We start from the raw sequence: 26,304 nt of genomic DNA on the forward strand, positions 1-26,304 counted from the left end.
GAGGAAGATGATGTTGTCTACGGTTACTCAGTGGTAATACATGGGAAGGATAATGTGGTGTACTTCGAGAAGGACGATATTTCCCCTACTGGGGTAGCCTTCAGGCGAGAAGACTTTTACTGATGAAGGGCCCTGCTACATGGCCGGGCTTTTTTTATGAAAGGATATCTACGTAATATAATCAAAAAATGATTACATTCTTCTTGGTTTTATAGAGAGGTTGAAAATAATTTCTTGGGTAATACATCTTCCGCAAAACTGGATGAAGTCAGGGAGAAGTTATTAGATGGAGATAGATCGAAAGAAGCCGCTTTGAATCTGTTGACTCTGGAAAACGCAGACAAGCGCAGTGATGTTCTGTTAGATCGATTTGTGCGTGACCCTTCCTTGTTATCATCGGCTGACAAGCAAGAGCTACAAACGTATCTACAGGTGTATGCCTATGAGATGAGCCGGCAATACGACGATCCTAATAGGCACAAGAACTTGTCAGGGGTCTGCTGTCAGGCAATGATTATCTGAAGCGCAGCTAGGATAATGAATTACAGCGTAAGGCTCAGAGTATTCTGGCAGGGTGGTCGATACAGGAATCACAGGCGGCAGTGGGAACGCCTGCGCTGTTAGCCCTTTCTGGTCCGGTAGGGTCGACAGTGCGTGCAGCCACTGCGGCTGGCGGGGCTTATCAGTTTGGTACCGGTGTTGGTCAGTTGATAGAGGGAGATGATTCTTGGGCTGCGGCCGGTAATATGGCATCTGGTGCGCTGGCGATGTCTACGGTAGTATTTAAGCCGGGCGGCACAGGAAACGCGACAAAAGGGACTATAACAAATAGCAATCTCGTTTCAGATGCTACTAAGCAGTTGGATCTTTACGTCGAATCGTTGGCAGGAAGTAAATATAAACCTGCTACCTCTATAGGCGCTGTAGATCCTCTCACTGGTAAAATAGTGACTACATCAAATGGAGCAATTCCAACTACAATAGCTCCTGAATTGCAATCCTATGCAGATAAGCTTGGTGGTTTGGGAGTAAAAACTGCGTGCGGTAATTCCAGAACAGCAAAGATCCGGCAGAGCGTGAGCAGGCCCAGCAGAAAGTTAATGAACTGCGTGAAAAGGATATCGCCAGCGACAAGGAAGTGATCGATGCCTGTAGTAACGGAAATGCCGGGAGTTCGGCTTGCGCGGGTGCGAGACTGAAGGCTATCGAGGCGAAAGAAGGGTATGAGGGCCTTGGTAACTACAACTCGAAAGCGAGCCAGCAATACTCGGGCGCTTACGGCCAGATAGTAAACCTTCTGAATATCACCAGTGTTGATGCGCAGAATCAGCAGCAGATCCAAGACGCAATGATCAACTTCTTTATGACAACAAAAGGAGTTGATTATGCAACAGCCAAAGATTACACCGAGTTGAAACAGGGAGCCGATATTATTATTGCTTCGGTTACCCCGATACTTGGTGCGGTAGCAGCGAAACAACTTGGCAAGATTGTAGATGCGAATGTGAAGGTCGTTGCGAAAGGAAATGTTGATGGCAATAAATTCAGTGATACTAACCAGGGAGCAAGGCCTTCACAGTTAGCTGATTTTAATAAACCGACTCTCATCAATGATGTTGTTCAAGCTAAGATTGCCAAAGATCCTAGTAAAAGCCCGCCTAATGGAAACATGGAACCGCTCATGCAGAAATAAGTGTTATCCAGCAAGCCTATGAGAAAGGGATGACTAACGGCAAAGATATGCTCATGTCCGTGAAGGGGGAACCAGTTTGTTCTTATTGCCTTAGTGACGTAAAAGCTATGGCTGCGAAATCAGGGCTTAAGTCGCTAACAATTTTTGAAGAAGATACTGGTAGGACTTTATATTGGGAAGCTGGTACGAAAAAATTCCCTATAAAAGGAGCTAAAGATGAGTAAGTTGCAGCTCTCATGGTCTATCTTGCAAAAAGGTGGGGCTAAGGAATTTCATTGTTGGGATGAAGTGAGTAGCGTACTAAATAATCTTCGATCATTTAGTGGTTGTGTAACATTGGATAAATTAGATGACGAAGATTACTTAATCTCTGAAATTCAAGTGAGAATGGAAAAAGGCTTCTATTTGGTTACTTTTTTGAATGAAGATGATGAAGTTATGACACTTTCCGATTTAACACAGCCGGATGAAAATATTTTAATCCTAGGAGATTATTGGTCAACAAGACAGGTAACAAAGGACTTTGATCTTGTTGTCAGGATCTTTAAAGAGTTCTTTGATACTGGCAATGTATCGACGGAACTTCTGAACTAAAACAGTAACCCCGGCCTTGGTCGGGGTTACTACGGTTACGCCCGAAATCCTTCCACTTCCTCCCGCCGTTGCAACCGGATCACTCCGGGTACGGCGGTGATCTCCAGTTGTGCCAGGTTGATGATCCCGGACTCGGCGATCCAGTCGCCACCGATAATCACCTCGCCGTTCTCTATCACCCAATCCGCCCGCAAATCTTGCCGCTGTTGGCTATCGCCGTTAACCTGCTTTCTAACGTCGGCAACCTCTCACTTGCGGAGGCGGGCAATAACGGACACGCCAGCGGCACTGTAAGTCTCCCGCTTAACCGAACCATTCACTTTTAGAGATCTTCCAACATACTTATTATGTCCCTGAGGAGATCACCATGCATAGAGCCCGATTTACTGAGCACCAGATCATCACCGTTCTAAAGTCTGTTGAAGCCGGACGTACTGTCAAAGATGTCTGCCGCGAAGCGGGAATATCTGAGGCTTCATACTATAACTGGAAAGCGAAGTATGGTGGCATGGAAGCCTCTGATATCAAAAAGATGAAGGATCTTGAGGACGAAAACCGCCGTCTCAAACAGATGTTTGCCGACCTGAGTCTGGAAAATCGCGCGTTAAAAGACGTCATCGAAAAAAGCTTTAAAACCAGCGATAAAACGTGAGCTCGTCGACTATCTGACCACCCAGTTTACGATGAGCATACGCCATGCATGCAGGACGTTATCGCCGAGTAGGACGGTGTTTCGCTATCAACCGGATACGCGACGTGATGAACCGGTGATCCATAGGCTGACTGAGGCGGCTGAACGCTATCCCTGCTACGGTTTAAGAAGCTTTTTCAGGTGCTTCGCAGGCAGGGGCACGTCTGGAATCACAAGCGGGTACACCGGATTTACTGTCTGTTAAAACTGAATTTTCGTCGTAAGGGTAAACAACGCCTGCCGGTGCGCGATCCGGCTCCGCTGGCAACGCCGGAAGCACTCAACCAAATCTGGTCGATTGATTTTATGCACGACGCCCTGACATGTGGCCGACGTGTTCGGCCCTTCAACGTCGTGGATGATTTTAACCGAGAGGCTCTGGCCATTGAAATTGACCTGAATATCCCGGCGCAGCAGCTTGAATGGGTGTTGAACAGAATAGTGGCAAACCGTGTATTTCCGCTGAAGAGGCGAACGGATACGGGCCGAAACTGATATCGCTGGCTCTGGCACAAAGGGCTGAGGCCCATGACGTAATGCTGGAATTTATCAAGCCAGGTAAACCGACGCAAAACGCATTTATCGAACGGTTTAACTGAACGTTGCGGACCGAATATTGGATTTGTATCTGTTCAGAACACTGAATGAAGCACGGAAAATAACTGAACGCTGGCTGAATGAATTAAACAGTGAGCGGCCCCATGAATCCCTGAATAACCTGAAGCCGGAAGAATACCGGCTGATGGCTGAGAAGACGGAAAACTCAAAAAGTGTGTGGAACGAAAACGGGTGTGCTTACACATACTTTCAGCTCATTATTAATGTCTGCAAAATTTCCCAGTCAGCTTTAGAAAGAAAAACACGTCACTGGTGCTGCTTATTCCACGAAATAAAGTCATCAGTGATATCTGGGTTCGGAAAGAGTTCTTTACTCCTGATTTATCGCCCACGTTATTCCTGTATAGCCCCAAAAAATGCCGCGCCTCCACGAGCGCATGCCTGAATAAAAATACCTTTATTCTTTTATTCTGCTCCAGTTTTGCCAACCGGATGATTTCCGCAATCACTTCAATATAACTTTGCGCCCTGACATCAAAGTAATCGCTTCGATGTGTAATAGAATCTGCATTCACCTTATAGGTGTAATCCTTGCAATCAGACAGATAAAAACGCCCGTTGCTGGTTGCGAGATGAATTGTCCAGAGGATATCTTTGTGGCTTTTACCGGACTGAAAGGAGAGGGAATGCTGCCGGATATAAGACGACCTGATAATTTGCAGCCAAAGGTAGTGCGGCCATTCGCGGTGCGTCACGCAGTGGCGTATCCAGTCATGCCCGGATAAGGTGCGTCCGCAGGGCTGTTTAACATGCACAGCCGTTTGGGATGAAGCGGAACCCGTGCGCCAGGCATTGAAGATAGCGACATCAGCCTGATTTTTTATCGCGTCCTGCCAGCGTTTATAAATGAATCCGTCTTCAACGTCATCGTCGGCATCGAGGAAGATCACCCAGTCGCCACGATGGATATCCAAAGCGGCATTACGGGCAGCGTAAACACCCTCATTTTCCTGCTCAATGAGGATGATTCGATCATCACGGATGGTCCGTATAAGTTTGCCGGTATCATCTGTGGAACCGTCGTTGACGATGATAAGTTCGACAACAACGCGGGTTTCGCTCAGGATTTTGGTGATGAGGCTGCCGATGGTTCCGGCGGCATTAAATACAGGAATGATGATGCTGACATCAATCCGCTCAGATTGTATTTGTGGAATGAGCGCCATTAGTCATCATGCCTTTTAACAGGGATTTCTCTTCTTTCCCGAATTTCCATTTGAATGTCGTAAAAGCATTCCTCGCAAACCTCTTTATCCAGCGAGAATAACCGTTCGACGAAGTTTCTTTTTTTATTACATCGGGTACATCTTTTCATTTTCATCTCGTATTGACGTTATTCACCGCCCGGCATTTTTGCGGCGCAACAAATCCCGACTGCATAATGAGCCGTAGGTAATACATATGTTTTAATCCGCGTTCAGGAATACCAAGGATAACCAGAGCTGGCTTACAAAAGATAATCGTTTTGATAGATCAATAAGTAAGTACTGATCGTTAAAACCGATCGACTCATCGCGGGAAAATATCGTAGCCTGTCATTAACTTAGTCACGTTTAAACACCCAATATCAGGAAGAAATCATCATGGCACTGGAGCCCGTAATCGCTCAGCTGGTTAACGACTTCATCGCTGCAGGGCGCCCTTCGTCCCGCAGTCAGACTTTCGCTGAGCGCCGCGCCGGATATATTGCCAGCACAGTATTAGCGGGTGAGACTGAGCAGCGGGTAAATGTTGAGGATGTGGTCATCGAGGGTATGTTTTTACGCGTTTACTCGCCGCTGAAAGCGCATGGCGCATTACCTGCCGTTATCTATTATCACGGTGGCTGTTTTGTCAGCGGTGGTTTTGAGACGCATGACAACCAGCTGCGGCAACTGGCTTTTTGCAGCGGGAGTCGGGTGATTGCGGTTCAGTATCGTCTGGCGCCTGAACATATTTATCCCGCTGCACATGACGATGCCGAACAGGCTGCAAACCTTATCTGGCAAAACGATGAAAGGCTTGGCATACAACGTGATCAGATTACGTTGATGGGTGACAGTGCAGGCGGACATCTTGCACTGATCACCGCTCTGCGTTTGCGAAACTCCGGGCAATGGCTGCCGCGCCAGTTGGTTCTGATATATCCAATGCTGGATGCGACCGCTGTATCTGACAGCCATAAGCGTAATGGTGAAGATTACGTTCTGACCAGCGATACCTTGCTCAGTGGCTTCGAAGCCTGTTTCCCGCAAACTGACTTTATGCACCCTGAAGTCAGCCCGTTATGGCGTGATGATTTCTCCGGGCTGCCGCAGGTTCACATCATCACGGCAGAATACGATCCCTTGTGCGATGAGGGGGAAATGCTGTTAACCGCCTGACAGAGCAGGGCGTGGCTTGCACCGCGCAGCGTTATCTCGGCGTTATCCATGGTTTTTTCCAGCTTGGCGGCATCAGCCCGACGGCGCGAAACCTGATGCGGGATCTCGCCTGGCGCGTTAGTTCATCGGATAAGCCGTAATCTGGCGTGTTTTAGTCATACTGTTGTTGGCTTTTTCGCACAACTCGAACAGCGCAGGGATAAGGTGGGCCGATGCTTTCAGGTAACCACTGACCTGCGCAATCCCTTCAGGGGGGAGTGTCTCGCAATTCTCCAGACCTTCGCTCAGGCACAGTAAACCCTGGCACAACCCTTCGGCTGATTCGGACGCCAGCGCGCTGAGATCGTAGAGTTGTGCCTCGGCAAAGTGTCCTACGTCCAGCTCGGAAATCAGTGAACGAAATACGGTGATGGAATTAGCGGTGAATGCGGTGTTGTCGGTATCAGTCATGATGATCATTCCATTGTCAGTGAGTAGAAATCCCTTTTCCGGCCGGGAATTTGCCGCTGCGAAGCCACTCTATCTTTGTTGAAGATTCAAAGAAATAACCTGTATGCATTTACAGTATTTTGTTGCGAGAGTTGGAAGGCAACTCGCAATTTTTGTCGAATGGAAGGACATATTCCCCATGTGAGCTGCAGCATGAGGCTCTCTCACTTATTTACCACTTGAACCATCAGGCCAGCGCATGCGCGCTGGCTTTTTTACCTCTGCAAACCTGCTAGTGCGCCATCGCTTCCGTCACTTCAACGTTTACAACATCATCATCGGTAAAGGGCATTTCCAGAGTTTGATAAAGCACTTCAAGCCGTTCACAAAGGATATAGGTCAACAGGTTTTTCGCCTGCGAATTATCCAGCGACACAATGGCATAAGACAACGCACGGCAGTGATCGACGATCTCTTCCAGTTCCAGCGGGGTATTATCGTAAAGATTAGGCATTGTGAGCCTCCGGTGCGGAGGTATTTGAAAAAGAAGTATTATAAAATTTCATTTTAGTACTCCAGCTGATAGTTGATTAACTACCTCCAGAGACGCTAATCCCGTGGTGGTAGCTCAAACAGCGTTAGCGTTCCGGCCAGTCTGGAGTCCGGTGCTTCGTAAGAAGCCACTGTCTGAGCCACCATAATTTGGATGAGTGCAGACCGTACCATATTTATCCTATTTTCATAGAGTTGATGGCACCAAACTGGGACAGAACGCTAATTCTGACTGCGGATTTTGCCGCGGCGAGGAAACTTTATCTCTCTGCAAAATCGATGAAAATAGGCTGGATGAATTTACAGGGAGTTACTTTTAGATTTGGAAGGAAGATCGCTTTGTATACATGACAATAGCCGTGAAACGAAGATTGAGCTAAAGTCCCTACAATTCGAAATTTGTAAAAGTTACAGATAGAGTACAAGAGGATTAACTTGAAAACTTTAGATGAGTTCATAAGTGAAAAGGCAAACCCAGAATGGGTAATCTATATGAAACGCTTATCTGCTAATGATACAGGTGCTACAGGAGGTCACCAGGTTGGGATTTACATCCCAAAAATTACCAGAGATATACTTTTCCCCTCTATAAATAGATTTGATTGCGAGAACCCAAGTATACAATTGTCTGCAAAAATAGTTTCGCATGATATCGAAAAACAAAGTGTTAAAGCAATTTATTATAATAGTAAATTGGCAAGAAAAAAGAAAAACGGCAGGAATGAATCAAGGATAACCTCATGGGGAGGGAAAGGAAGTCCTATCCAGGACGCGGAAAATACCGGTTCATTACTCGTTCTGGCATTTAGAAAGCAAACCGAGCTTGCAGATTGCGTGTATCTGGAAGCATGGATTTGTCGTTCCTTAGAAGAAGAAGATTTAATAGAGACGATAACCGGTGAGGTTCTTCCGGGGACATCAATTTTTAGTCCTGGGGATAGTGTATTTGGTGGTGTAACTTCCATTCAGGAAAATAAAACAAATAAAAATTTCAAAATTCCTGAAGGTTGGGCCACGACATTTCCTTCTGGTAGTGAGATTATTTCTTACCTGCCTAATTTGTTTAAATTTAAATCAACGACGTCAGACTCTCTTATTCTGGAGAGAAGAAAGGCAGAGTTCTCTCTTTTCCTTCATATTGAAGAGTTTCATGTTTTACATAAAATAAAAGATGGGTTTAATAGTGTTAATGAATTCATCGCACTTGCTAATTCTGTTAGTAATCGCAGAAAATCCCGAGCGGGTAAGTCACTTGAGCTTCACCTTGAAGTTATCTTCAAAGACAATGAGTTGCTGAATTTTTCAACACAGTGTGTGACGGAAGGCAACAAAAAACCTGACTTCATATTCCCCTCAGGACAGGCGTATCATGATCCTGACTATCCCGAAGAAAAACTACGAATGCTTGCTGTGAAAACAACCTGTAAAGATCGATGGCGGCAGGCTATTAATGAGGCTGATAAAATAAAAATGGTACATTTATTTACTTTGCAAGAGGGCGTCTCAGTTAATCAGTTTAATGAAATGAAAGCGGCAGGGATTATCTTGGTTGTTCCAAAACCTCTTCATGAGAAATATCCTAAAGACATTAGAATGGAACTGGTTACTCTGGAAGACTTTATCGATGAAATTAAAATTATTTATTGAGTATAATTGCTTGTTCACATTGCCAACTATGACAGTGTGAACATTCCATTTGTATCTATGTAAGATGTTTTCGCGGAGGTACACAACCATTCTTCAATTCTTTCAAGGATATTGTTGTGTGATAATTTTTTTCGCCCTTTTAAACTACATTCCCATATAATTAAAATCCGCCAGCCATTTTCTAAAATATTTTGAATAACCCGCTCATCATTTTTGACATTATTTTGAATTTTGTTAATCCAAAAATCAGTTCTGGTCGCAGGAACTTTGAAAAGATAGCAATTATGATGATGCCAAAAACAGCCGTGTACAAAAATAACAGCTTTATAGTCATCAACAACAAAATCTGGTTTCCCTGGCAAATCCTGGACTTGCTCCCTAAAAGTGAAACCAGATTCTGATAGCAAACCTGCAACTTTTTTCTCAATAACTGTGCCACGATTCTTAATTGCTCGCATATTTTTGCTTCGCGTTTTTGAATCGTGGACATCAGCCATCGTATCTAAGCCGCCTTATCAGATTTCAGTTCAACAGCCTTCGCAATATACGGAGCGAGTAATTGTGCTACTGCTGCAAAGACTGGGACAACAACTGAGTTACCAAACTGTCGATATGCCTGCGTATCAGAGACTGGAATACGGAAAGATTCTTTTCCAGGCTGCTCGAAGCCCATAAGGCGTGCACATTCTCTCGGCGTCAGGCGACGGGGTCTGTTGATTTGATTCTCAGGATTATCAAATTCAGTTTCCCCCAATTCTTTGTCCCAGCCCCGGTCAATTAAGATTTCTGAGCCATCTTTGTGATAACGGGCAGAGAGCGTTCTTGCAACTACGGCCGGATTTTCTGGGTCAACTAATCCAAAACCAAAACCGTTCCCTTTGGCCTGATGCTTCTTGGCATAATTGTATAAATACTTCCAAAGAAGTGGGGTGAGAACGTACTTTTTATCGTATTCGGTCTGAAGGATATGCTTAAAGGTAATGCGCTCCTGAGGGAAAAATTGACTGATGTTTTTAAGAGTAAAATCTTTACTGATGTTCAGTGAACGGCGAAAACCTACCAGAACAATTCGTTCGCGATGTTGGGGAAGAAAATGTTTTCCATCAATGATTTTTGGATCGCCTGACCCCGTGATATCGGCATCGGCAACGTCATACCCAAGCTCATCAAGTGTTTCCATAATGACTTTAAACGTTTTTCCTTTGTCATGACTTTTAAGGTTTTTAACGTTCTCTAATACAAAAATAGAAGGTTGTTTGGCTACGATGATTCGGGCTACGTCAAAGAACAAAGTCCCTTGCGCTTCGCATTCGAAACCATGGGCTTTGCCCAGAGAGTTCTTTTTTGATACTCCAGCAAGTGAGAATGGCTGGCATGGAAAACCTGCCAAAAGAACATCGTGATCAGGAATTTCTTTGTCGATGTTTTGGTAGGCTTCTTCAACATCGATTTCCTGATTATCGCTCAGCGTAATTTCTCTGATATCTGAGTTAAAAACGTGTTCATCAGGATCGCTGTACCAGTTTGCTTTATACGTGCGAACGGCATCTTTGTTCCATTCACTGGTGAATACACATTTACCACCAATGTCTTCGAACCCTTTGCGGATCCCGCCGATTCCTGCAAATAAATCGATAAAGCGGAATTTGTAGTCCGGATGGGATTTTGGTGGTTTTGGGAGCATGCTTTTTAGCGTAATGATTTCGCATTCGGTGAGTGAGCGCTGAGTTGCTTTTCCATTTAACCAACGGTTAAGGGATTCGCGCGACCAGTCGTTATTGTATTCGCGCAATGTTTCCGCAATGGCTTTCTGGTCATAGATTTCCAGCAAACGACGAACCAAAGCCTTATCGTTTTCTAGCTGGAGCCGCATGTCTTCTGCTGCTTTTTTGATTTGTTCTACAGTTGAAGCTTCAGATTCGGTCATTTAGATTGTGCCAATTTATGGGACGAATGAGTGACACTTTATCACTCGTTTGACCCAGAGGCAAAAAACAAATCTGTATATTTGTACAGTAATTTTCCGGGCTGCCTTAATTTAGCAACCCGGAATGGACCTGTCTCTCGACAAGATGTAATTACTTTCCAGGATGTCTCGCAATTTTGGTATGTAAAATATGAAATTTGCGTCTTCCCCCCTCCTAAAAAATCCTCCCCATCTCCAACTGCCCCATCAGTAACGCGTTATCACTGTAATCCACCGGCACGGCGACGACGGCGGGGCCTTGTACGTCCATGGCGGCGCGCAGCGTGCTTTCCAGCGTTTCGGCGGAGGTGACGGCAAAACCTTTGGCGCCGAAGGCGTCGGCGTAGGCTTTGAAATCTATCGGGCCGAACTGGATGCCGGAGGTGCGCTGGTATTTTTTCTCTTCCTGGATGGCCACCATGTTGTACGCCTCATCAACCCAAATGATGTGCAGCAGGTTGACGCCCAGACGGACGGCGGTTTCCAGTTCCATGCTTGATTGCATAAAGCCACCGTCGCCGGAAACGGACACCACTTTGCGGCCCGGATCGACCAGCGCGGCACCGATAGCCCACGGCAATGCGACGCCCATGGTTTGCTGGCCGTTGGAAATCAGCACCTGACGGGCGCGGAAACTGTAGAGGTAGCGGGCGATCCAGATGTGGAAACTGCCCATATCGACGCACAGGGTGACGTCGCTGTTGACGATGTCCTGCATCGCGCGCACCAGGCGCAGCGGGTGGATTGCAAACTGATTCAGGCTGCGGCCTTTCTGAGCCAGCAGCTCACGTTGCTGGCGGCGATCTTCGAGGATCTCGACAGATGACGCGCTCAGATCGATGCGCTGATGGATCTGTTCGGTCAGCAGATCCAGCGTGTCGGCGATGTCGCCCACCAGCTCGACGTCCGGCAGATAATCGCTGTCCGTTTCGGCGGGCATGACGTCGATATGCACCAGTTCGGCGTTGTCGTTACTCCACTGCGCCGGTTCGTACTCGACCGGGCTATAACCGATGGTGATCACCAGATCGGCATTACGCAGCAGGCGGTCACCGGCCTGATTGTTGAACAAACCGACGCGCCCGGCGAAGCGGTGGAAGGACGCCTGATCAATAACGCCCGCCGCCTGATAAGTGCTGGTTACCGGCAGATCGCTTTTATGCAGCAGACGGCGGATCGCTTCGGCGTTACGCGGCTGGCTGGCCATCAGGCCGAGCAGCAGCACCGGATTTTTGGCCTGTCGCAGCAGGCGCGCCACTTGCATGATCGCATCGTGCGGCGCACTGCCGAGCACCGGTGCCTGCGAGGTCAGCAGTTTGCCGCTGGCCGGTTCGTTGACGATATCCATCGGCAGGCTGATAAATGCCGCGCCGGGGCGGCCAAACTCGGCGGCGCGAAAGCCGTTCGCCAGCACTTCGGCCAGCGCGGAAGGGGAGGTGACTTCGGCGGAATACTTCGTCACCGGGCGAAACATCGCGACGGTGTCCATGGTCTGGTGCACCTGTTTGACGTGGTCGGCGCGTTTTACCGCACCGCCCAGCGCAACCAGCGGATCGCCTTCGGAGGTGGCGGTGGCGACGCCGGTGATAAGGTTCGAGCAGCCGGGACCGGAGGTGACCAGCGCGACGCCCGCTTTACCGGTCAGGCGGCCAACCGCGCCGGCCATAAAGGCGGCGTTGGCTTCGTGACGGACCGGGATCAGCGTAATGCTGGAATCGAGCAGAGAGTCAAAGACGCGATCGATTTTTGCGCCGGGAATGCCGAATACGTGTTTTACGCCCAGGGCTTCAAGCTGCGCGACCACCAGATCCGCACCGCATTTCCACTCGGTTTTACTGTCTGAATTTTTCATGGTGTCACTCCTTCGATGTGGCGGTGATTAACTTTCAACGGACTGGATGGCGTCGTTCAAATCATCCGGGCATAAATTGGCGTGCAGGAAATCGCTGTCCTGCGGGAAGTCGATCAGCAATTTTTCAACGGTGCCGAAGGTCAGCGTGCCGCTCTCCACCTGATAATCCAGCACGTGGCCGCCGCTGCTGCGTTCCTGATTAATAAAGTGTTCGTGGTATCCGGCGACGTTGATGCCCTGCATATAAGCAGGGGTCAGAAACCCAATCAGCACGCCCTGGCTGTGTTCGATATGGTAAGTCGGCTGGGCTTCGATGGCTTCGAGCATCGGTTTATAAGGCCGGTGCTGTTCCGGCACGGTGCGCGTCTCGACCCGGCTGAATCTCCCGTCAATGCGCAGCGCGCAGAAGGTGTTCTGGCTGGCGACAACCTCGTCGATCACGTGATGGATCTGCTCGCGGCTGTGCGGACGTTCGATGTGGTATTCATGGGTGGGATTAAAGAATGTCATGACGGCGAACGGCGTTTTTTGTTCCGGGCTGGCGCGTCGTGCGCTGCCGTCGCCGCGCAGCTGGAAGATGTTGCTGTTAAAGGCGATCAGCTCACCGTCGAGATGGTTGAAGGTGCCGAGGCCAAAATCGCCATGCCGGAGCAGGTCGGCCATCGTCGTCTCGCCCTCATAAACGCCGCTGAGCAGGGCGCTCATCAGTGATGACTGATACAACACGCGGTCAGGATGTTGTTGCTTAAACGCCGTGGCCGTGCGGGCGATATCGGCGACGCAGGAACAGGAATCGGAATGGTTTTTCATGCAGAGCTCCGGATGGAATGATTAACTTAGCTAACTAAAGGTTGACGCCATTCCGCCCTGAGTTCCAATATGAGGAGGTGTTCACTTTGAGACGTTTTTGATATGGAACTGCGTCATCTGCGCTATTTTGTGGCGGTGGCAGAAACGGGGCACTTCACCCGTGCTGCTGAACAACTGGGCATCTCCCAGCCTCCTCTGAGCCAGCAAATCCAGCGGCTCGAACATGAAATCGGTACCCCTTTACTGAAACGCCTGACCCGTGGCGTTGAGCTGACCGAAGCCGGAAAAGTGCTGTACGACGAGGCGCTGAATATCATCAAACTGACCGATGCCGCCCTTGAGCGCACGCGCTCGGTGGCCCGTGGCATGAACGGCACGCTGCGCATCGGTTTTGCGACTTCGACCGCGTTTAATCCGCAGGTTTTTTCGCTCTTACATCGCTTTCGGGATAAATATCCGGGCATGGTGATGGAGCCGCAGGAAAAAGACATGGCAGGGCTGATGACCGCGCTGGGCGAGGGCGCGCTCGATGTGGCTTTTATTCGTCTGCCCTGCGAACGCAGCAAAGCGTTCAGTTTTAAGGTTCTGGATATTGAAGAGATGATGGTGGCGCTGCCGAAAACGCATCCGCTCAGCCAGGGGAAGGACGTCCGGCTGGCGGCGCTGCGTCACGACGCGCTGATCACTTTTCCACGGGATTTATCGCCGGGGTTGTACGATGCGGTGACGACGGCCTGCGAAGAAGCGGGTTTTTCGCCGCGCTACGGTCAGCAGTGTCCGCAAATCACGTCATCGCTGAGTATGGTGGCGACAGGATTTGGTTACGCGCTGGTGCCGGCGTCGCTCGGTAAAATTGATGAGAATAATGTGCGCTGTCTGCCCATTGCCGGGCAGACATTGACGACGCAGATAGCGCTGGCGTGGCGCAGAACGGATAACTGCAAGGCCGCGCTGCATCTGGTGGGGTTGTTATAGCTACACCACAATAATCACAGACACCCGACGGTTCTGCGCGCGTCCTTCCTGCGTTTTATTGCTGGCGACCGGCTGGCTCTGGCCTAATCCGCGCGTGTGAATATTGGCGCGTGGCATGCCGGCCTGAGCAAAGGCCGCGGCGACGGTGTTGGCGCGGCGCAGTGACAGATCGTTGTTGTAGCCGACATCACCGTAGTTGTCGGTATGGCCGTCGAGATTCACTTTCATCAGGCCAACATGCAGCAAATCGCTGGCAAGTTTTTCGACCGTTTTTTCACTTTCCGGCGAAAGCGTCGCCTGATTGTTACCAAACAGCACCTTCGCATCCAGACCCAGTTCCCAGCCTGCGGCAGTCTGCGTGAAGCCATTTTTTTGCAAAACAGCGATCTGTTCCGCAGTGAGTCCGGCGGGTTTGGTCTGGCAGGCGGCCAGCAGCAAAATGCACAGTCCCATCGCGGCGAACTGATACCAGGTTTTCAATGTGTGATACGCATGCATGGTGGTGTTAACTCCTTTTAGTCTTTCGTCACGACGGTCAGCGGCATGCCTGTTGAAACATGCCAGCAGCTGCCTGATATTTTTTTCGAGCGGTACATCGCTTCATCGGCTTTTTCCAGTAACTCTTTAGCGCTGTGTGCCTGTGAAGGTGACAGCGCGATACCAATACTCAGCGAAACATCCAGCGTCTTGTTGTTGAGCAATATCACCGGCGTTTTCATGGTATCGACAATGCGTTCGGCAAAGGCCACCGATTCGGCGGTAGAGTTCATCGGGTCAAGCAGAATGGCAAACTCATCGCCACCCAGGCGCGCCAGCACATCGCCTTCGCGCAGGGTCTTCGACAGACGTTCGCCAATCACCATCAGCACCCGATCCCCTGCCGCGTGGCCGAGTGAATCGTTGATCTCTTTGAAGTTATCGACATCAATAAACAGCAGTGCCAGAGACAGCGGCGGGCGCATCGGATTGAAGCACTGATTGAGGGTATCAATAAAGAACGCGCGATTATGCAGACCGGTCAGGCCGTCGTGCAACGCTTTTTTGGTCAGGGATACGTTCTCGTTTTTCATGTGATTTTCCCAGGCTTCCAGTTCCGTCAGCAGGCTGTTGAAGTCCTGGCTCAGCGTATGCAGTTCGGCAACCGGCGCGGAAGGGACGCGCAGATTAAAGGAGCGGTTAGCGCTCACTTCATGGGTAACCCGCGTGATATGGCCGAGTGCGTCCACGATGCCTTTTTGCATCCGCCGCGAGAAATAGAGCGCAACCAGCGCCGTCAGAACCAGGCAGCCAATCAGGCTGAGCACTGTTTCCAGCAGGAAGCCGAGCAGGCTGGTGCCGTTGCCGGTAAGCCAGACGGTGCCGATCACCGAGCCGGAATGAATCACCGGCAGCGTCACCGGATCCGGGAAAGCAAGATGTCCGATGAACTGCCCCAGTTTGTCCCAGTTCCCTTCCGTCGGGCGTTGCCATTCGGCGAAGGTATTGCCCGCCGGGGTCAGGATTTTCGCCTTTGAGAAATCTCCCCGGTCGGCAATGAAAATCAGCGAATCATGGGCGGCAGAGGCATCGTTAAACACCAGCGCGGCTTCTGTGGTGTAGCTGATGGCACGCGCGGTCAGCTGCAGATTACTTTCCGCATGGGAGCGCAGGGCAATCAGCGCCAGTAAAGTCAGTAAAAAGCCCGCCAGGCCGATCGCCGTCAAAATCACAATAACGTGGATGCGGTTGAGCGCAGCGCCCAGGGTTTTACGCGGGCGCGGCTGTTCAACCTCAGGAACAGGAATAGTTTTATTCTTCATCGTTACTCCTTTTCCCTGGCAAGTTGTAATACGGCGGGATTTACCCGCACGCCGCTGCGTGACAGCGTATCCAGGTTCAATTTAAACCCGGTATGTTGAGGGGTGATCACCAGACAAAAGGCATTGAGTAATGCACAGCCGTCATCCTGCTCACTGATGGTCAGTACCGCGTGGCCTGTGAGTCGCTGGTTTAAATCTGCCTGCTGTTCCGGCGAGGTGTAGCCGGAGTAAATGGCGTCACATTGCGTCGCCAGCATCGGGCTGTCGAAAGGGTAAGTCATCACGTTGAGCGGTCTGCCGGAGAAAGCACTACCATCGGGCGTTAACTGCGCCGCAAATTTTACCGGGGGAATGATGCAAAGCCGCAACGCAGTTGAAGAAGCCTCCCCGGCGGGCCAGCGCGAATAGCTGAGGATCCCGTTAACGGTCTGGGCGACGCTCGCATCCTGCGCCACGTCATCATGTGTTTCTGCCACGCTTTGCGTCAGCGGGGCGATAGTGAGAAAAATGAGCATGGCAAAGCCGTACATCGCCTTGAATAACCGGCGGTTACGCGTCTTCACTGACAGGCAAAAAGAATGTCGGGCTTTGTCCATGGGCTCGCTCTGCGATTCATCCGGTTAAAATTGTTTCACCGGCGTAAGAATAACTTTATCGGCAATACTTCTGAAAGCGTCAGTAAAAAATTTATCTGCCCGTAAACCGGCACAATTGTGCTGATTTGTTGACATGGAGGCAGACACAACAGGGAATACTGAAGAAGTCTTAATGTAATTCGTTTTCGCATTGTTTATTTATTGAACATATATTTTGTCTGGCTGAGCCGTTAAATAATTCAACTTGTTTGTATTTCAACCGTTAATTAAATAATAGTCACGGCGATAACAAATAATTCGTTAAGAATAATGTTATCAGCCTCTCCTTTTGATGAAATTAAATTGGAGAAAATGTTAATGGTTTGGAATTTAAAGGAATATTAGGCGGCTATTTTAGGATATTCGTGACCATGATCTCAAAGCTACGCGGTTACCCAGATTTTTATGCTACGGATAGGTATCATGCCCGCATTAATGGTATGTTTTATCCGTCAGGATGGTTTTTTTGATGACGGGTGCAGTGAAAAAAACATCAACCATTCTGGGGAAAACGAATTACTTTATAAATAAGCATTGAGGGATTATGGATAACACAACTATTGGAACGCTGTCTAAAGAGTCAGTCAGTTCCTGGCGTAAAACCGATACCATGTGGATGTTGGGTCTGTACGGAACAGCAATTGGGGCAGGTGTTCTTTTCTTACCGATTAATGCCGGTATTGGCGGATTAATACCGTTAATTATTATGGCTATCCTGGCATTTCCAATGACGTTTTTCGCTCACCGCGGATTAACCCGATTTGTTTTATCAGGGAAAAATGCCGGTGAAGATATTACCGAAGTGGTAGAAGAGCATTTTGGTATTTCTGCCGGTAAGTTAATTACGCTGCTTTATTTCTTCGCGATTTACCCGATCCTGTTGGTTTATAGCGTTGCTATCACCAATACCGTTGAGAGCTTTATTACTCATCAGATGCATCTGACAGCACCTCCGCGCGCATTATTGTCGCTGGTATTGTTGTTAGGCTTAATGACGCTGGTGCATTTCGGTCAGGATCTGATCGTCAAAGCGATGAGCATTTTAGTCTTCCCGTTCGTTGCGGTATTAATGGCGCTGGCGCTGTACCTGATCCCAAACTGGAACACCACAGTCTTTGAGAATGTCTCCCTGTCCGGTAACGGCGTAGGGCACGGCATGCTGATGACCCTGTGGCTGGTTATTCCGGTGATGGTGTTCTCCTTCAACCACTCGCCAATTATCTCTTCTTTTGCGGTCGCAAAACGTAAAGAGTACGGCGACGACGCTGAGAAAAAATGCTCACGCATTCTGGCATTTAGCCACATCATGATGGTGCTGACGGTGATGTTCTTCGTCTTCAGCTGCGTCCTGAGCCTCTCTCCGGCAGACCTGATGGAAGCCAAAGCTCAGAACGTTTCTATTCTGTCGTATTTAGCCAACCATTTCTCTAACCCGGTGATTGAATATATCGCTCCATTTATTGCCTTTATCGCAATTACCAAATCTTTCCTCGGTCATTATCTCGGTGCACGTGAAGGTTTTAACGGCATGGTGATTAAATCACTGCGCAGCAAAGGGAAAACAATTCCATTACCTAAGCTCAACCGTTATACCGGCATCTTCATGTTAGTCACGGCCTGGGCGGTTGCCACGCTGAACCCAAGTATTCTGGGTATGATTGAAACCCTCGGCGGCCCGATTATTGCGATGTTATTATTCCTGATGCCTATGTATGCCATTCGTAAAGTCCCGGCAATGAGAAAATACAGCGGCCACATCAGTAATGTTTTCGTGGTAATTATGGGTCTGATTGCCATGTCAGCCATTGTATTTAGCCTGATTGGTTAATCATTAAAACCGAAGTAAAGTGAGCGGGAATATTCCCGCTCACTGTTTCCTGCACCTCTTTTCCTGTTATTTCCCGTAATCCTATTCAGACATGGAGTCCACCGTGATCAGCGTCTTCGATATTTTCAAAATTGGTATTGGTCCTTCCAGTTCGCATACTGTTGGCCCGATGAAAGCCGGGAAAATATTCACTGATGAACTTATTTCTTTAGGTCATCTCGCACAGACCACCCGCGTGGTGGTAGATGTTTACGGGTCTTTATCTTTGACCGGTAAAGGTCACCACACCGATCTGGCCATCATTATGGGGCTGGCCGGAAATATGCCGGATGACGTTGATATTGATGCGATTCCTGGGTTTATTCGTCAGGTTGAAACCACCGGACGTCTGATGCTCGGCAAGGGCGCCAAAGAGGTCGATTTCCCGGCGGATTCAGGCATGAATTTCCACACCGGTAATCTGCCGCTGCATGAAAACGGCATGTCCATCAGCGCCTTTAACGGCGATGATCTGCTGTACACACAAACGTATTACTCCATTGGCGGCGGCTTTATCGTCGAAGCCAGCAAATTCGGGCTACAGGATGAAAACCCTGTCGTGCGTCCGTATCCGTTCCGCTCGGCCAGTGATTTGCAAAAACACTGCACCGACACCGGCCTGTCGCTCTCCGCGCTGATGCTGCAAAACGAACTGGCGGGCCATTCGCGCGTGGAAATCAGCGAACATTTTGCGGCGATCTGGAATGTCATGAGCGAAGGCATTACCCGCGGAATTCATACCGAAGGGCTGCTGCCGGGGCCGATGAAAATCAACCGCCGCGCCGCCGCGCTGCGCCGCATACTGGTGACGCAGGACAAAAATAATGTCGATCCGATGGGCGTGGTGGACTGGATCAATATGTACGCGATGGCGGTGAACGAAGAAAATGCCGCCGGTGGCCGCGTGGTCACTGCACCCACTAACGGCGCGTGCGGCATTATTCCTGCGGTGCTGACTTATTACGATCAGTTTATCCGCCCGATCAGCCCTGATTCGTACAGCCGTTTCTTCCTCGCATCAGGCGCGGTCGGCATTCTGTTTAAGATGAATGCGTCGATTTCCGGTGCAGAAGTCGGTTGTCAGGGCGAGGTCGGCGTGGCCTGTTCCATGGCGGCAGCGGGTCTGACCGAGTTGCTGGGCGGCAGCACCGCGCAGGTATTTATGGCGGCAGAAATCGCGATGGAGCACCACCTCGGGCTGACCTGCGATCCGCTGGCCGGACAGGTTCAGGTACCGTGCATCGAACGTAATGCCATCTCTGCGGTGAAAGCGGTCAACGCATCGCGTATGGCGTTGCGCCGCACCAGCGAGCCGCGCGTGTGTCTCGATAAAGTCATCGAAACCATGTACGAAACCGGTAAGGACATGAACTCAAAATACCGTGAAACGTCTACCGGTGGTCTGGCGATAAAAGTCCTGGCTTGTAACTGATCTCTTTCCTTCATATTTCCTAAAAGGCGGGAAACCGCCTTTCTCGTCTCCTTCCCGATTTTCCTCCTGTGCTATGTTTTGGTTATCAAAAAATTTATGTAGTCCCTCAAAACACCTGGAAAACAGTTAAAAGGAAACGTCCGGCATGTCTAAATTTTTCATGAATGACCGCAAGACTCTGATTAACGATGTTATCGAAGGGGTGATCCTGACCTCTCCCTACAAAAATCTGGCAAAACTGGACATCGATCCGGCCATTCGTGTCGTTGTGCGGCGCGACTGGGATAAGAAAAAAGTTGCGCTGATCTCCGGCGGTGGCTCGGGCCACGAACCGGCGCACGTCGGGTTTATCGGCAAAGGGATGCTGACCGCGGCGGTATGCGGCGAAGTGTTCGCCTCGCCGAGCGTCGATGCGGTGCTGAACGCGATCGTGGCGGTCACCGGCAAAGCGGGCTGTCTGTTGATCGTCAAAAACTACACCGGCGACCGTCTGAATTTCGGTCTGGCCGCCGAGAAAGCCAAAGGCATGGGCTATAACGTCGAGCTGGTGATGGTGTCTGACGACATTTCCCTGCCGGACAACAAGCAGCCGCGCGGCATCGCCGGTACAGCGCTGGTGCACAAAATTGCCGGTTACGCGGCAGAGCAGGGAAAATCTCTGAAAGATGTCACTAAAATCGCCCAGCAGGCGATTGATGCCACCGCCAGTATCGGCGTGGCGGCGGCCGGTTGCAGCCTGCCGGGTGGCGGAGAAGATGAAGAAGAACAACGTATCGAGTCAGGCCACGTTGAGCTGGGTTTAGGCATTCACGGCGAGCCGGGTGTGTCGAAGATGAAGACCCAGAACAGCAAAAAAATCGTCGATACGCTGGTCGAAAAGCTCCAGCCGCATGTGAAGAAAAGCGACAAGCTGGCGGTACTGATCAACAACCTCGGCGGCGTTTCTCCGCTGGAGATGAGTCAGATCACCAAAGAAGTGGTGCATTCCGCGCTCGGCGGGTCGATCCGTTATCTGATTGGCCCGGCTTCGCTGGTCAGTGCGCTGGATATGAAAGGGTTCTCGCTCTCGGTGATTGCGCTCAAAGGCGGCATTGAAGAAGCCCTGCTGGCAGAAGTGGAAGCGTCCGGCTGGCAGCCGCTGGTGAAGCTGGAAAAACTGGCGACCAAAAAAGGCAAGAAAATCAGCGATAAGAAAACGGTAAAAGCGTCTTCTAATGCGCAGGTCAGTAAGATCGTGGAAACCATTACCCAGACGCTTTCCGATCTCGAAGATGAGCTGAACAAACTTGACGCCAAAGTTGGTGACGGCGATACCGGTTCGACGTTTGCCACCGGTGCCCGCGATATCCAGAAACAGAACAAAGCGAAAAAACTGCCGCTGAACAATGTGGCGGATCTGCTCGGTGTAGTGGGCGATCGTCTGGCCGTCGTGATGGGCGGATCCAGCGGCGTGCTGATGTCGATCTTCTTTACCGCTGCCGGTAAAAAAGTGGAAGAGGGCGAAAAATTGCCGAAAGCCTTACTGTTCGGGCTGGAGCGTATGAAGCATTACGGCGGTGCCGATCTCGGCGATCGCACCATGATCGACGCCCTGCAACCGGCGCTGGAAGCGCTGGGCAAGAAAGATGCCCTGAAAGGCGCGGCCAAAGCGGCGGCCAAAGGCGCGAAAGATACCGCCAGCATGAAGAAGGCCAACGCCGGCCGTTCTTCTTATCTGAGCAGTGACAGCCTGAAAGGGGTGAAAGATCCGGGCGCGGTGGCTGTCGAGAAAGTGTTTGAGGCGCTGGCGAAGAAATAAGTTTGCCTGCGTAAATGAAAAAGGCCTGCGGGAAACCGACAGGCCTTTTGTTTTTCAGCGCTCAGAAATCAGTGCCCGACCGGCCAGCGATCCAGCGTGATATTGCGATCCGGCGCTTTTGCCCCGAAATCTGACAGCACCGCTTTCACATCCGGATCGATATACCCGACATTCTCCCGTTCGACCCGCACCACGCTGTCATCGGGGATCTCCGCCAGCAAGCTTTGCAGACGCGGGTTATGAAGGAACGTCAGGTTCTGATGAAAACGCATTACATAATGGTTTTCGTTGCGCGTTAGCTGCATCGCATTGTGATGACTTTTGTATGTGCTCGACAGCAACTGCGCAAGCAGGCCGATGCCGATCCCGGCCAGCATCCCGAAGACCAGAATACCGGCCAGCGTGGCGATAAATGGCAGAAACTGCGGCAGACCAAGCCGCCACTGGGTCATGAACAAAGCCGGTGAGGCCAGTTTGTAGCCGGTATACAGCAGCACCGCCGCGAGACAGGCCAGCGGAATGGTGTTGAGCATGTCACTAAAAAACATGCCGCACAGCAGCAACAGCACGCCGTGAAGCAGAATCGACACCTTGCTGCGCGCGCCGGTATTCACGTTCACCGAGCTGCGCACGATCACGGCTGTGATCGGCATGCCGCCGAGAAATCCACTGATCAGATTCCCGATCCCCTGCGCGCGCATTTCTTTGTTGGGCGAAGGCGCGGGAGTTTGCTCTTTCAGCTTTTTCAGCGCTTCCTGACTGAGCAGCGTTTCCAGGCTGGCGACCAGCGCCAGCGTGGCGGCAATCACGTAAATCTGCGGATTATTCCACGCGCTCCAGTTCGGTTTTTCCAGCTGTGAGGTGACCTCATCCACACTGTCAAATTTCGGCAGCGCAATGCGCGGCAAGGCCTGCATCGCATCCGGCACTATGCGGTCACCGAAAATCATCGCCAGACTTCCCCATAACACCGCCACCAGCGGGCCGGGCACATAGGTCATCAGTTTGATGCGCTTAAACGGCGGTGTGGTCCACAGCCACAAAATCAGCAGGGCGACAGCCGAGACAATCAGAACCGCGGGCGAGAGACTTAACGCCGGATCGCTAAAAATGCCGCGTAATCCGTCTTCACCCTGATAGCCAAGCGCGACCGGGATCTGCTGCATGATCAGCAAAATACCGATCGCCGCCAGCATGCCCTGGATCACTGAACCTGGGATCAGCGAAACAAAGCGTCCGGCTTTTATGATCCCAAAGACGATTTGCAGAACGCCCGCCAGCATCAGCGCCAGCAGCAGGGAGGAGAAGGATCCGAGCGTTTCCATGGCACCGACCACAATCGTCACCAGCCCGGCAGCCGGTCCGCTGACCGCAAAACGCGACGGGCTGAGCAGGGTGACGATGATGCCGCCGATAACGCCGGTCAGCAGGCCGACAAAAGGGGGTAATCCGCTGGCTTGGGCTATGCCAAGGCTCAGCGGCAACGCCACCAGAAACACGACAATCCCGGCCGGGATGTCGTAACGCAGGAAACTCATGTTGAGACTTTCAGAGGATTTTATCGTCATGAAGTGCTCTCCACTGCGTATGAAAAGGTGAGGATAGGGCGTGGAATGGATGCGGTCACAATGGGCTTCTCTCTGTCAGGGGGCGGCGAAAAATTCGCGATGGCCCGGTGGCGGTCAACGTCTAAAGTTAGAAATTCTTTAGTTACGATTTGAAGCTTTCTGATGCACTTTCTAACATGGTAGTCGGCAATTCCGCATAAGGAAAATCTTAGAGTGGTGAGGTGGCGATCACGGAAAACCGGGTTTGCGGCCTGAAAACCTTGATCTCACGCATGCCAAAGCCATTCCCCGCAGCAGACTATTTTTTGCCCACGTATAATCTCCGCCCTTGAATTTCTGGCTGCTAAATCACGATGTATAAGCCGTGCTTAAGCAACGTCCCCCTTTATTTCAGCGAAAACTCTTTATGCCAATCAGCCTGATCCAACCCGATCGCACCCTGTTTTCTTATCCGCGTTACTGGGCCGAATGCTACGGCACTGCGCCGTTTTTCCCGATGACCCGTGAGGAAATGGATCAGCTCGGCTGGGACAGTTGTGATGTGATCGTGGTGACGGGCGATGCGTATGTCGATCATCCGAGTTTCGGTATGGCGATCGTCGGCCGTATGCTGGAGGCGCAGGGGTTCCGCGTGGGGATCATCGCGCAGCCGGACTGGAGTAACAAAGACGATTTCATGCGCCTTGGCAAACCGAATCTGTTTTATGGGGTGACCGCCGGCAACATGGATTCGATGATCAACCGCTACACCGCTGATCGAAAACTGCGTCATGACGATGCCTATACGCCTGATAACGTCGGCGGCAAGCGGCCTGATCGCGCCACGCTGGTCTACTCTCAGCGCTGCAAAGAAGCTTACAGCGATGTGCCGGTTTTGCTTGGCGGTATCGAAGCCAGCCTGCGGCGCATTGCGCATTACGATTACTGGTCCGATACCGTACGCCGCTCGGTGCTGGTGGATTCCAAGGCTGACATGCTGATTTATGGCAACGGCGAACGGCCCCTGGTGGAAGTGGCGCACCGTCTGGCGGCGGGCGAGGCGATCACTGATATTCATGACGTGCGCAATACCGCCGTGATGCGTAAAACCGCACTGATTGGCTGGAGCGGGGTGGATTCCACCCGCCTCGATAAACCGGGTCGTATTGAGCCGATCATGAACCCGTACGGCGAAGATTTGCCCTGTTCAGAAGGCGAACTGCCCGCACCCGACGCGGCGCAGCCGGTCACCGTTCGCGCGCCAAAACCGAAGCCGTGGGAGAAAACCTACGTGCTGCTGCCGTCATTTGAAAAAGTGAAGGGCGATAAAGTGCTGTACGCGCACACCTCGCGCATTTTGCATCACGAAACTAACCCTGGCTGCGCGCGTGCGCTGATGCAAAAACATGGCGATCGCTATGTGTGGATCAATCCACCGGCGATCCCGCTGTCCACTGAGGAAATGGATGCAGTGTTTGCGCTGCCGTTCCAGCGCGTGCCGCATCCGTCTTACGGAAAGGCCACCATTCCGGCGTACGACATGATCCGTTTCTCGATCAATATTATGCGTGGCTGCTACGGTGGCTGTTCGTTCTGTTCGATCACCGAACATGAAGGGCGGATCATTCAGAGCCGTTCGGAAGAGTCGATCGTCCGCGAAATCGAAGAGATCCGCGACAATGTGCCCGGTTTTACCGGTGTGATCTCCGATCTCGGTGGCCCGACGGCCAACATGTATATGCTGCGCTGCCAGTCGCCAAAAGCCGAACAAAGCTGCCGACGCGCCTCCTGCGTGTATCCTGAAATTTGTATGCACATGGACACCAACCATGAGCCTACCATCAACCTTTACCGCCGCACCCGCAGCCTGAAAGGCATCAAGAAAATCCTGATCGCCTCTGGCGTACGTTACGATCTGGCGGTGGAAGATCCGCGTTATATCAAAGAGCTGGCTGAACACCATGTTGGCGGGTATCTGAAGATCGCGCCGGAGCATACCGAAACCGGGCCGCTGTCGAAAATGATGAAACCGGGTATGGGCAGTTATTACCGGTTCAAAGAGCTGTTCGACAGCTATTCGAAACAGGCCGGGAAAGAGCAGTACCTGATCCCTTATTTCATCTCGGCGCATCCGGGCACGCGCACTGAAGATATGATCAATCTGGCGCTGTGGCTGAAGAAAAACCGCTTCCGGTTGGATCAGGTGCAAAACTTTTATCCGTCGCCGCTCGCCAGCGCCACCACCATGTATTACAGCGGCAAGAATCCGCTCAATAAAGTCGATTACAAAAGTGAAGATGTAGTGGTGCCGAAGGGCGATCGTCAGCGCCGGTTGCATAAAGCGTTGCTGCGCTATCACGATCCGGTGAACTGGCCGGTGATCCGCGAAGCGCTGACCGCAATGGGCATGCGCCGTCTGATTGGCGTGCGCCCGGATTGTCTGGTGCCGCCGGACGGGTTTGATCCTCGTTTCGCTCCGCCTCGCTCGGGGATCGCACGGCCTGCGGCGACCCGCTTTACCGCATCGAAGGCACAGGATCCGGCAAGCGGATCAGGGAAAGCACGCGCGGGGAAAAAACCGGTCGCCGCAGGGCCGGCAACAGGAAAAGCCGGAAAACCGGCAGCACAGGGGAAAGGTGAAAACCGGGGAGTCAGTCGAGGTAAAAGACCGGTTTAAGATCGTCACTTATCGGGCTGTTATCGGCATTGGCAGGCATCACGTCTGCCATATGCTTCCACCACTGCTGGCAGATGTCCGTTTTCGCCACCGCGTTCCATCTCTCTTCTGATTCAATTTCCACATAGCCAAACAGCAGATTGCGTTTTTCATCCAGAAAAATGCTGTAGTGATGCGCGCCGTGGGCTTTCAGCGTTTCTGCCAGTTCCGGCCAGATTGGCGAATGACGACGCTGATATTCGTCGTGCGCATTGGCGTTAACCTGCATCACGAAAGATTTACGGATCATGTTTTCTCCTGCCTGGTTTGCCCCCTCCCTCTTCGCGGAGGGAGGAGTAAAGAAATCGCCCCTGCTTTTT

23 protein-coding genes and 2 pseudogenes are annotated in these 26,304 nt (G+C 50.9%); 13 read left to right on the forward strand and 12 right to left on the reverse strand.

Features of this window, described 5'->3' with window-relative positions:
• Positions 1-650 precede the first annotated feature (650 nt).
• The 6 genes and pseudogenes from ABSH60_RS12350 to ABSH60_RS12375 all read left to right on the forward strand — a co-directional run.
• Complete coding sequence (locus ABSH60_RS12350; RefSeq protein WP_390974166.1) at positions 651-1,142, forward strand: hypothetical protein; 492 nt, start codon at positions 651-653, stop codon at positions 1,140-1,142.
• Positions 1,121-1,693 (forward strand): DUF6862 domain-containing protein, encoded by a 573-nt coding sequence (locus ABSH60_RS12355; RefSeq protein ID WP_390975753.1) that lies wholly within the window; start codon positions 1,121-1,123, stop codon positions 1,691-1,693. Before ABSH60_RS12350 ends, ABSH60_RS12355 begins: the two co-directional genes overlap by 22 nt.
• Positions 1,694-1,722: 29 nt before the next feature.
• Entirely contained in the window at positions 1,723-1,917 is a 195-nt protein-coding gene (locus ABSH60_RS12360; protein ID WP_390974168.1) for a hypothetical protein, read from the forward strand.
• Positions 1,910-2,287 (forward strand): DUF6911 family protein, encoded by a 378-nt coding sequence (locus tag ABSH60_RS12365; protein WP_122094359.1) that lies wholly within the window; start codon positions 1,910-1,912, stop codon positions 2,285-2,287. The genes ABSH60_RS12360 and ABSH60_RS12365 overlap by 8 nt, the downstream gene beginning before the upstream one ends.
• A gap of 107 nt (positions 2,288-2,394) precedes the next feature.
• Positions 2,395-2,613, forward strand: coding sequence for a hypothetical protein (locus ABSH60_RS12370; RefSeq protein ID WP_390974170.1), 219 nt, complete (start codon positions 2,395-2,397; stop codon positions 2,611-2,613).
• A gap of 41 nt (positions 2,614-2,654) precedes the next feature.
• A pseudogene (locus ABSH60_RS12375) lies at positions 2,655-3,759 on the forward strand (IS3 family transposase); the annotation flags it as partial.
• Positions 3,760-3,796: 37 nt separating this feature from the next.
• On the opposite strand, the gene ABSH60_RS12380 reads toward ABSH60_RS12375, so the two are convergent.
• On the reverse strand, positions 3,797-4,762 hold the full coding sequence (locus ABSH60_RS12380) for a glycosyltransferase (RefSeq protein ID WP_390974172.1): 966 nt from the start codon (positions 4,760-4,762) through the stop codon (positions 3,797-3,799).
• A 417-nt stretch (positions 4,763-5,179) separates the two neighbouring features.
• Between ABSH60_RS12380 and ABSH60_RS12385 the strand changes: the two are divergent.
• Positions 5,180-6,099: pseudogene (locus ABSH60_RS12385) on the forward strand (alpha/beta hydrolase).
• Here the strand turns inward: ABSH60_RS12385 and ABSH60_RS12390 are convergent.
• Complete coding sequence (locus tag ABSH60_RS12390) at positions 6,077-6,409, reverse strand: hypothetical protein (RefSeq protein WP_056777196.1); 333 nt, start codon at positions 6,407-6,409, stop codon at positions 6,077-6,079. The pseudogene ABSH60_RS12385 and the gene ABSH60_RS12390 sit on opposite strands and share 23 nt — an antisense overlap.
• Positions 6,410-6,680: 271 nt before the next feature.
• The gene (locus tag ABSH60_RS12395; protein WP_390974174.1) at positions 6,681-6,902 is read right to left on the reverse strand and encodes a hypothetical protein; all 222 of its coding nucleotides are present in this window, start codon (positions 6,900-6,902) and stop codon (positions 6,681-6,683) included.
• Between the two features lie 473 nt (positions 6,903-7,375).
• Here ABSH60_RS12395 and ABSH60_RS12400 point away from each other — a divergent pair, with 473 nt between their 5' ends.
• On the forward strand, positions 7,376-8,587 hold the full coding sequence (locus ABSH60_RS12400; RefSeq protein WP_390974176.1) for a type II restriction endonuclease: 1,212 nt from the start codon (positions 7,376-7,378) through the stop codon (positions 8,585-8,587).
• Between the two features lie 26 nt (positions 8,588-8,613).
• On the opposite strand, the gene ABSH60_RS12405 is transcribed toward ABSH60_RS12400, so the two are convergent.
• The 4 genes from ABSH60_RS12405 to budA all read right to left on the reverse strand — a co-directional run bounded on the left by ABSH60_RS12405 (position 8,614) and on the right by budA (position 13,215).
• Positions 8,614-9,084, reverse strand: a complete 471-nt coding sequence (locus ABSH60_RS12405; RefSeq protein ID WP_390974178.1) for a DNA mismatch endonuclease Vsr — start codon at positions 9,082-9,084, stop codon at positions 8,614-8,616.
• Positions 9,085-9,089: 5 nt separating this feature from the next.
• On the reverse strand, positions 9,090-10,514 hold the full coding sequence (locus ABSH60_RS12410; RefSeq protein ID WP_390974180.1) for a DNA (cytosine-5-)-methyltransferase: 1,425 nt from the start codon (positions 10,512-10,514) through the stop codon (positions 9,090-9,092).
• Between the two features lie 214 nt (positions 10,515-10,728).
• Entirely contained in the window at positions 10,729-12,405 is a 1,677-nt protein-coding gene (gene alsS, locus ABSH60_RS12415) for an acetolactate synthase AlsS (RefSeq protein WP_390974182.1), read from the reverse strand.
• 27 nt (positions 12,406-12,432) lie between these two features.
• Positions 12,433-13,215, reverse strand: coding sequence for an acetolactate decarboxylase (gene budA / locus ABSH60_RS12420; protein WP_136374779.1), 783 nt, complete (start codon positions 13,213-13,215; stop codon positions 12,433-12,435).
• Positions 13,216-13,317: 102 nt separating this feature from the next.
• Here budA and ABSH60_RS12425 point away from each other — a divergent pair, with 102 nt between their 5' ends.
• Complete coding sequence (locus ABSH60_RS12425) at positions 13,318-14,190, forward strand: LysR family transcriptional regulator (protein ID WP_056776591.1); 873 nt, start codon at positions 13,318-13,320, stop codon at positions 14,188-14,190.
• Here ABSH60_RS12425 and ABSH60_RS12430 read toward each other — a convergent pair whose 3' ends face one another.
• Genes ABSH60_RS12430 through ABSH60_RS12440 form a run of 3 tightly spaced genes read right to left on the reverse strand, consistent with a single transcriptional unit; the run spans position 14,191 to position 16,585 of the window.
• Positions 14,191-14,688 (reverse strand): OmpA family protein, encoded by a 498-nt coding sequence (locus ABSH60_RS12430; protein ID WP_056776593.1) that lies wholly within the window; start codon positions 14,686-14,688, stop codon positions 14,191-14,193.
• A gap of 17 nt (positions 14,689-14,705) precedes the next feature.
• Positions 14,706-15,989 (reverse strand): diguanylate cyclase domain-containing protein, encoded by a 1,284-nt coding sequence (locus ABSH60_RS12435; protein WP_390974185.1) that lies wholly within the window; start codon positions 15,987-15,989, stop codon positions 14,706-14,708.
• A gap of 2 nt (positions 15,990-15,991) precedes the next feature.
• A complete protein-coding gene (locus tag ABSH60_RS12440) occupies positions 15,992-16,585 on the reverse strand; it encodes a YfiR/HmsC family protein (protein WP_390974187.1) in 594 nt (197 codons plus the stop codon).
• A gap of 583 nt (positions 16,586-17,168) precedes the next feature.
• Here ABSH60_RS12440 and ABSH60_RS12445 point away from each other — a divergent pair.
• The 3 genes from ABSH60_RS12445 (at position 17,169) to ABSH60_RS12455 (ending at position 21,721) form a co-directional block, all read left to right on the forward strand.
• Positions 17,169-18,452, forward strand: coding sequence for an HAAAP family serine/threonine permease (locus ABSH60_RS12445; RefSeq protein WP_056776603.1), 1,284 nt, complete (start codon positions 17,169-17,171; stop codon positions 18,450-18,452).
• Positions 18,453-18,555: 103 nt separating this feature from the next.
• The gene (locus ABSH60_RS12450) at positions 18,556-19,923 is read left to right on the forward strand and encodes an L-serine ammonia-lyase (protein ID WP_056776606.1); all 1,368 of its coding nucleotides are present in this window, start codon (positions 18,556-18,558) and stop codon (positions 19,921-19,923) included.
• A gap of 145 nt (positions 19,924-20,068) precedes the next feature.
• The gene (locus tag ABSH60_RS12455; protein WP_122094282.1) at positions 20,069-21,721 is read left to right on the forward strand and encodes a dihydroxyacetone kinase subunit DhaK; all 1,653 of its coding nucleotides are present in this window, start codon (positions 20,069-20,071) and stop codon (positions 21,719-21,721) included.
• Positions 21,722-21,789: 68 nt separating this feature from the next.
• Here the strand turns inward: ABSH60_RS12455 and ABSH60_RS12460 are convergent, their stop codons facing one another.
• Positions 21,790-23,289, reverse strand: a complete 1,500-nt coding sequence (locus tag ABSH60_RS12460) for a solute carrier family 23 protein (protein WP_390974190.1) — start codon at positions 23,287-23,289, stop codon at positions 21,790-21,792.
• A 406-nt stretch (positions 23,290-23,695) separates the two neighbouring features.
• On the opposite strand from ABSH60_RS12460, the gene ABSH60_RS12465 reads away from it, so the two are divergent.
• On the forward strand, positions 23,696-25,945 hold the full coding sequence (locus tag ABSH60_RS12465) for a YgiQ family radical SAM protein (RefSeq protein WP_390974192.1): 2,250 nt from the start codon (positions 23,696-23,698) through the stop codon (positions 25,943-25,945).
• On the opposite strand, the gene rhaM is transcribed toward ABSH60_RS12465, so the two are convergent.
• The gene (gene rhaM, locus ABSH60_RS12470) at positions 25,920-26,234 is read right to left on the reverse strand and encodes an L-rhamnose mutarotase (RefSeq protein WP_056776618.1); all 315 of its coding nucleotides are present in this window, start codon (positions 26,232-26,234) and stop codon (positions 25,920-25,922) included. The genes ABSH60_RS12465 and rhaM overlap by 26 nt on opposite strands.
• Positions 26,235-26,304 lie beyond the last annotated feature (70 nt).

It is taken from the genome of Rahnella sp. R3(2024) (assembly GCF_042920125.1).
Lineage (GTDB): Bacteria > Pseudomonadota > Gammaproteobacteria > Enterobacterales > Enterobacteriaceae > Rahnella > Rahnella rivi.

Bases quoted from the DNA above. Each gene is read 5' to 3' on its own strand.
- ABSH60_RS12425 (WP_056776591.1), top strand. From the start codon at position 13,318: ATGGAACTGCGTCATCTGCGCTATTTTGTGGCGGTGGCAGAAACGGGG.
- ABSH60_RS12410 (WP_390974180.1), bottom strand. From the start codon at position 10,514: ATGACCGAATCTGAAGCTTCAACTGTAGAACAAATCAAAAAAGCAGCA.
- ABSH60_RS12360 (WP_390974168.1), top strand. From the start codon at position 1,723: ATGACTAACGGCAAAGATATGCTCATGTCCGTGAAGGGGGAACCAGTT.
- ABSH60_RS12460 (WP_390974190.1), bottom strand. From the start codon at position 23,289: ATGACGATAAAATCCTCTGAAAGTCTCAACATGAGTTTCCTGCGTTAC.
- rhaM (WP_056776618.1), bottom strand. From the start codon at position 26,234: ATGATCCGTAAATCTTTCGTGATGCAGGTTAACGCCAATGCGCACGAC.
- ABSH60_RS12445 (WP_056776603.1), top strand. From the start codon at position 17,169: ATGGATAACACAACTATTGGAACGCTGTCTAAAGAGTCAGTCAGTTCC.
- ABSH60_RS12365 (WP_122094359.1), top strand. From the start codon at position 1,910: ATGAGTAAGTTGCAGCTCTCATGGTCTATCTTGCAAAAAGGTGGGGCT.
- ABSH60_RS12405 (WP_390974178.1), bottom strand. From the start codon at position 9,084: ATGGCTGATGTCCACGATTCAAAAACGCGAAGCAAAAATATGCGAGCA.
- ABSH60_RS12440 (WP_390974187.1), bottom strand. From the start codon at position 16,585: ATGGACAAAGCCCGACATTCTTTTTGCCTGTCAGTGAAGACGCGTAAC.
- ABSH60_RS12380 (WP_390974172.1), bottom strand. From the start codon at position 4,762: ATGGCGCTCATTCCACAAATACAATCTGAGCGGATTGATGTCAGCATC.
- alsS (WP_390974182.1), bottom strand. From the start codon at position 12,405: ATGAAAAATTCAGACAGTAAAACCGAGTGGAAATGCGGTGCGGATCTG.
- ABSH60_RS12430 (WP_056776593.1), bottom strand. From the start codon at position 14,688: ATGCATGCGTATCACACATTGAAAACCTGGTATCAGTTCGCCGCGATG.
- ABSH60_RS12465 (WP_390974192.1), top strand. From the start codon at position 23,696: ATGCCAATCAGCCTGATCCAACCCGATCGCACCCTGTTTTCTTATCCG.
- ABSH60_RS12395 (WP_390974174.1), bottom strand. From the start codon at position 6,902: ATGCCTAATCTTTACGATAATACCCCGCTGGAACTGGAAGAGATCGTC.
- ABSH60_RS12455 (WP_122094282.1), top strand. From the start codon at position 20,069: ATGTCTAAATTTTTCATGAATGACCGCAAGACTCTGATTAACGATGTT.
- ABSH60_RS12435 (WP_390974185.1), bottom strand. From the start codon at position 15,989: ATGAAGAATAAAACTATTCCTGTTCCTGAGGTTGAACAGCCGCGCCCG.
- budA (WP_136374779.1), bottom strand. From the start codon at position 13,215: ATGAAAAACCATTCCGATTCCTGTTCCTGCGTCGCCGATATCGCCCGC.
- ABSH60_RS12390 (WP_056777196.1), bottom strand. From the start codon at position 6,409: ATGACTGATACCGACAACACCGCATTCACCGCTAATTCCATCACCGTA.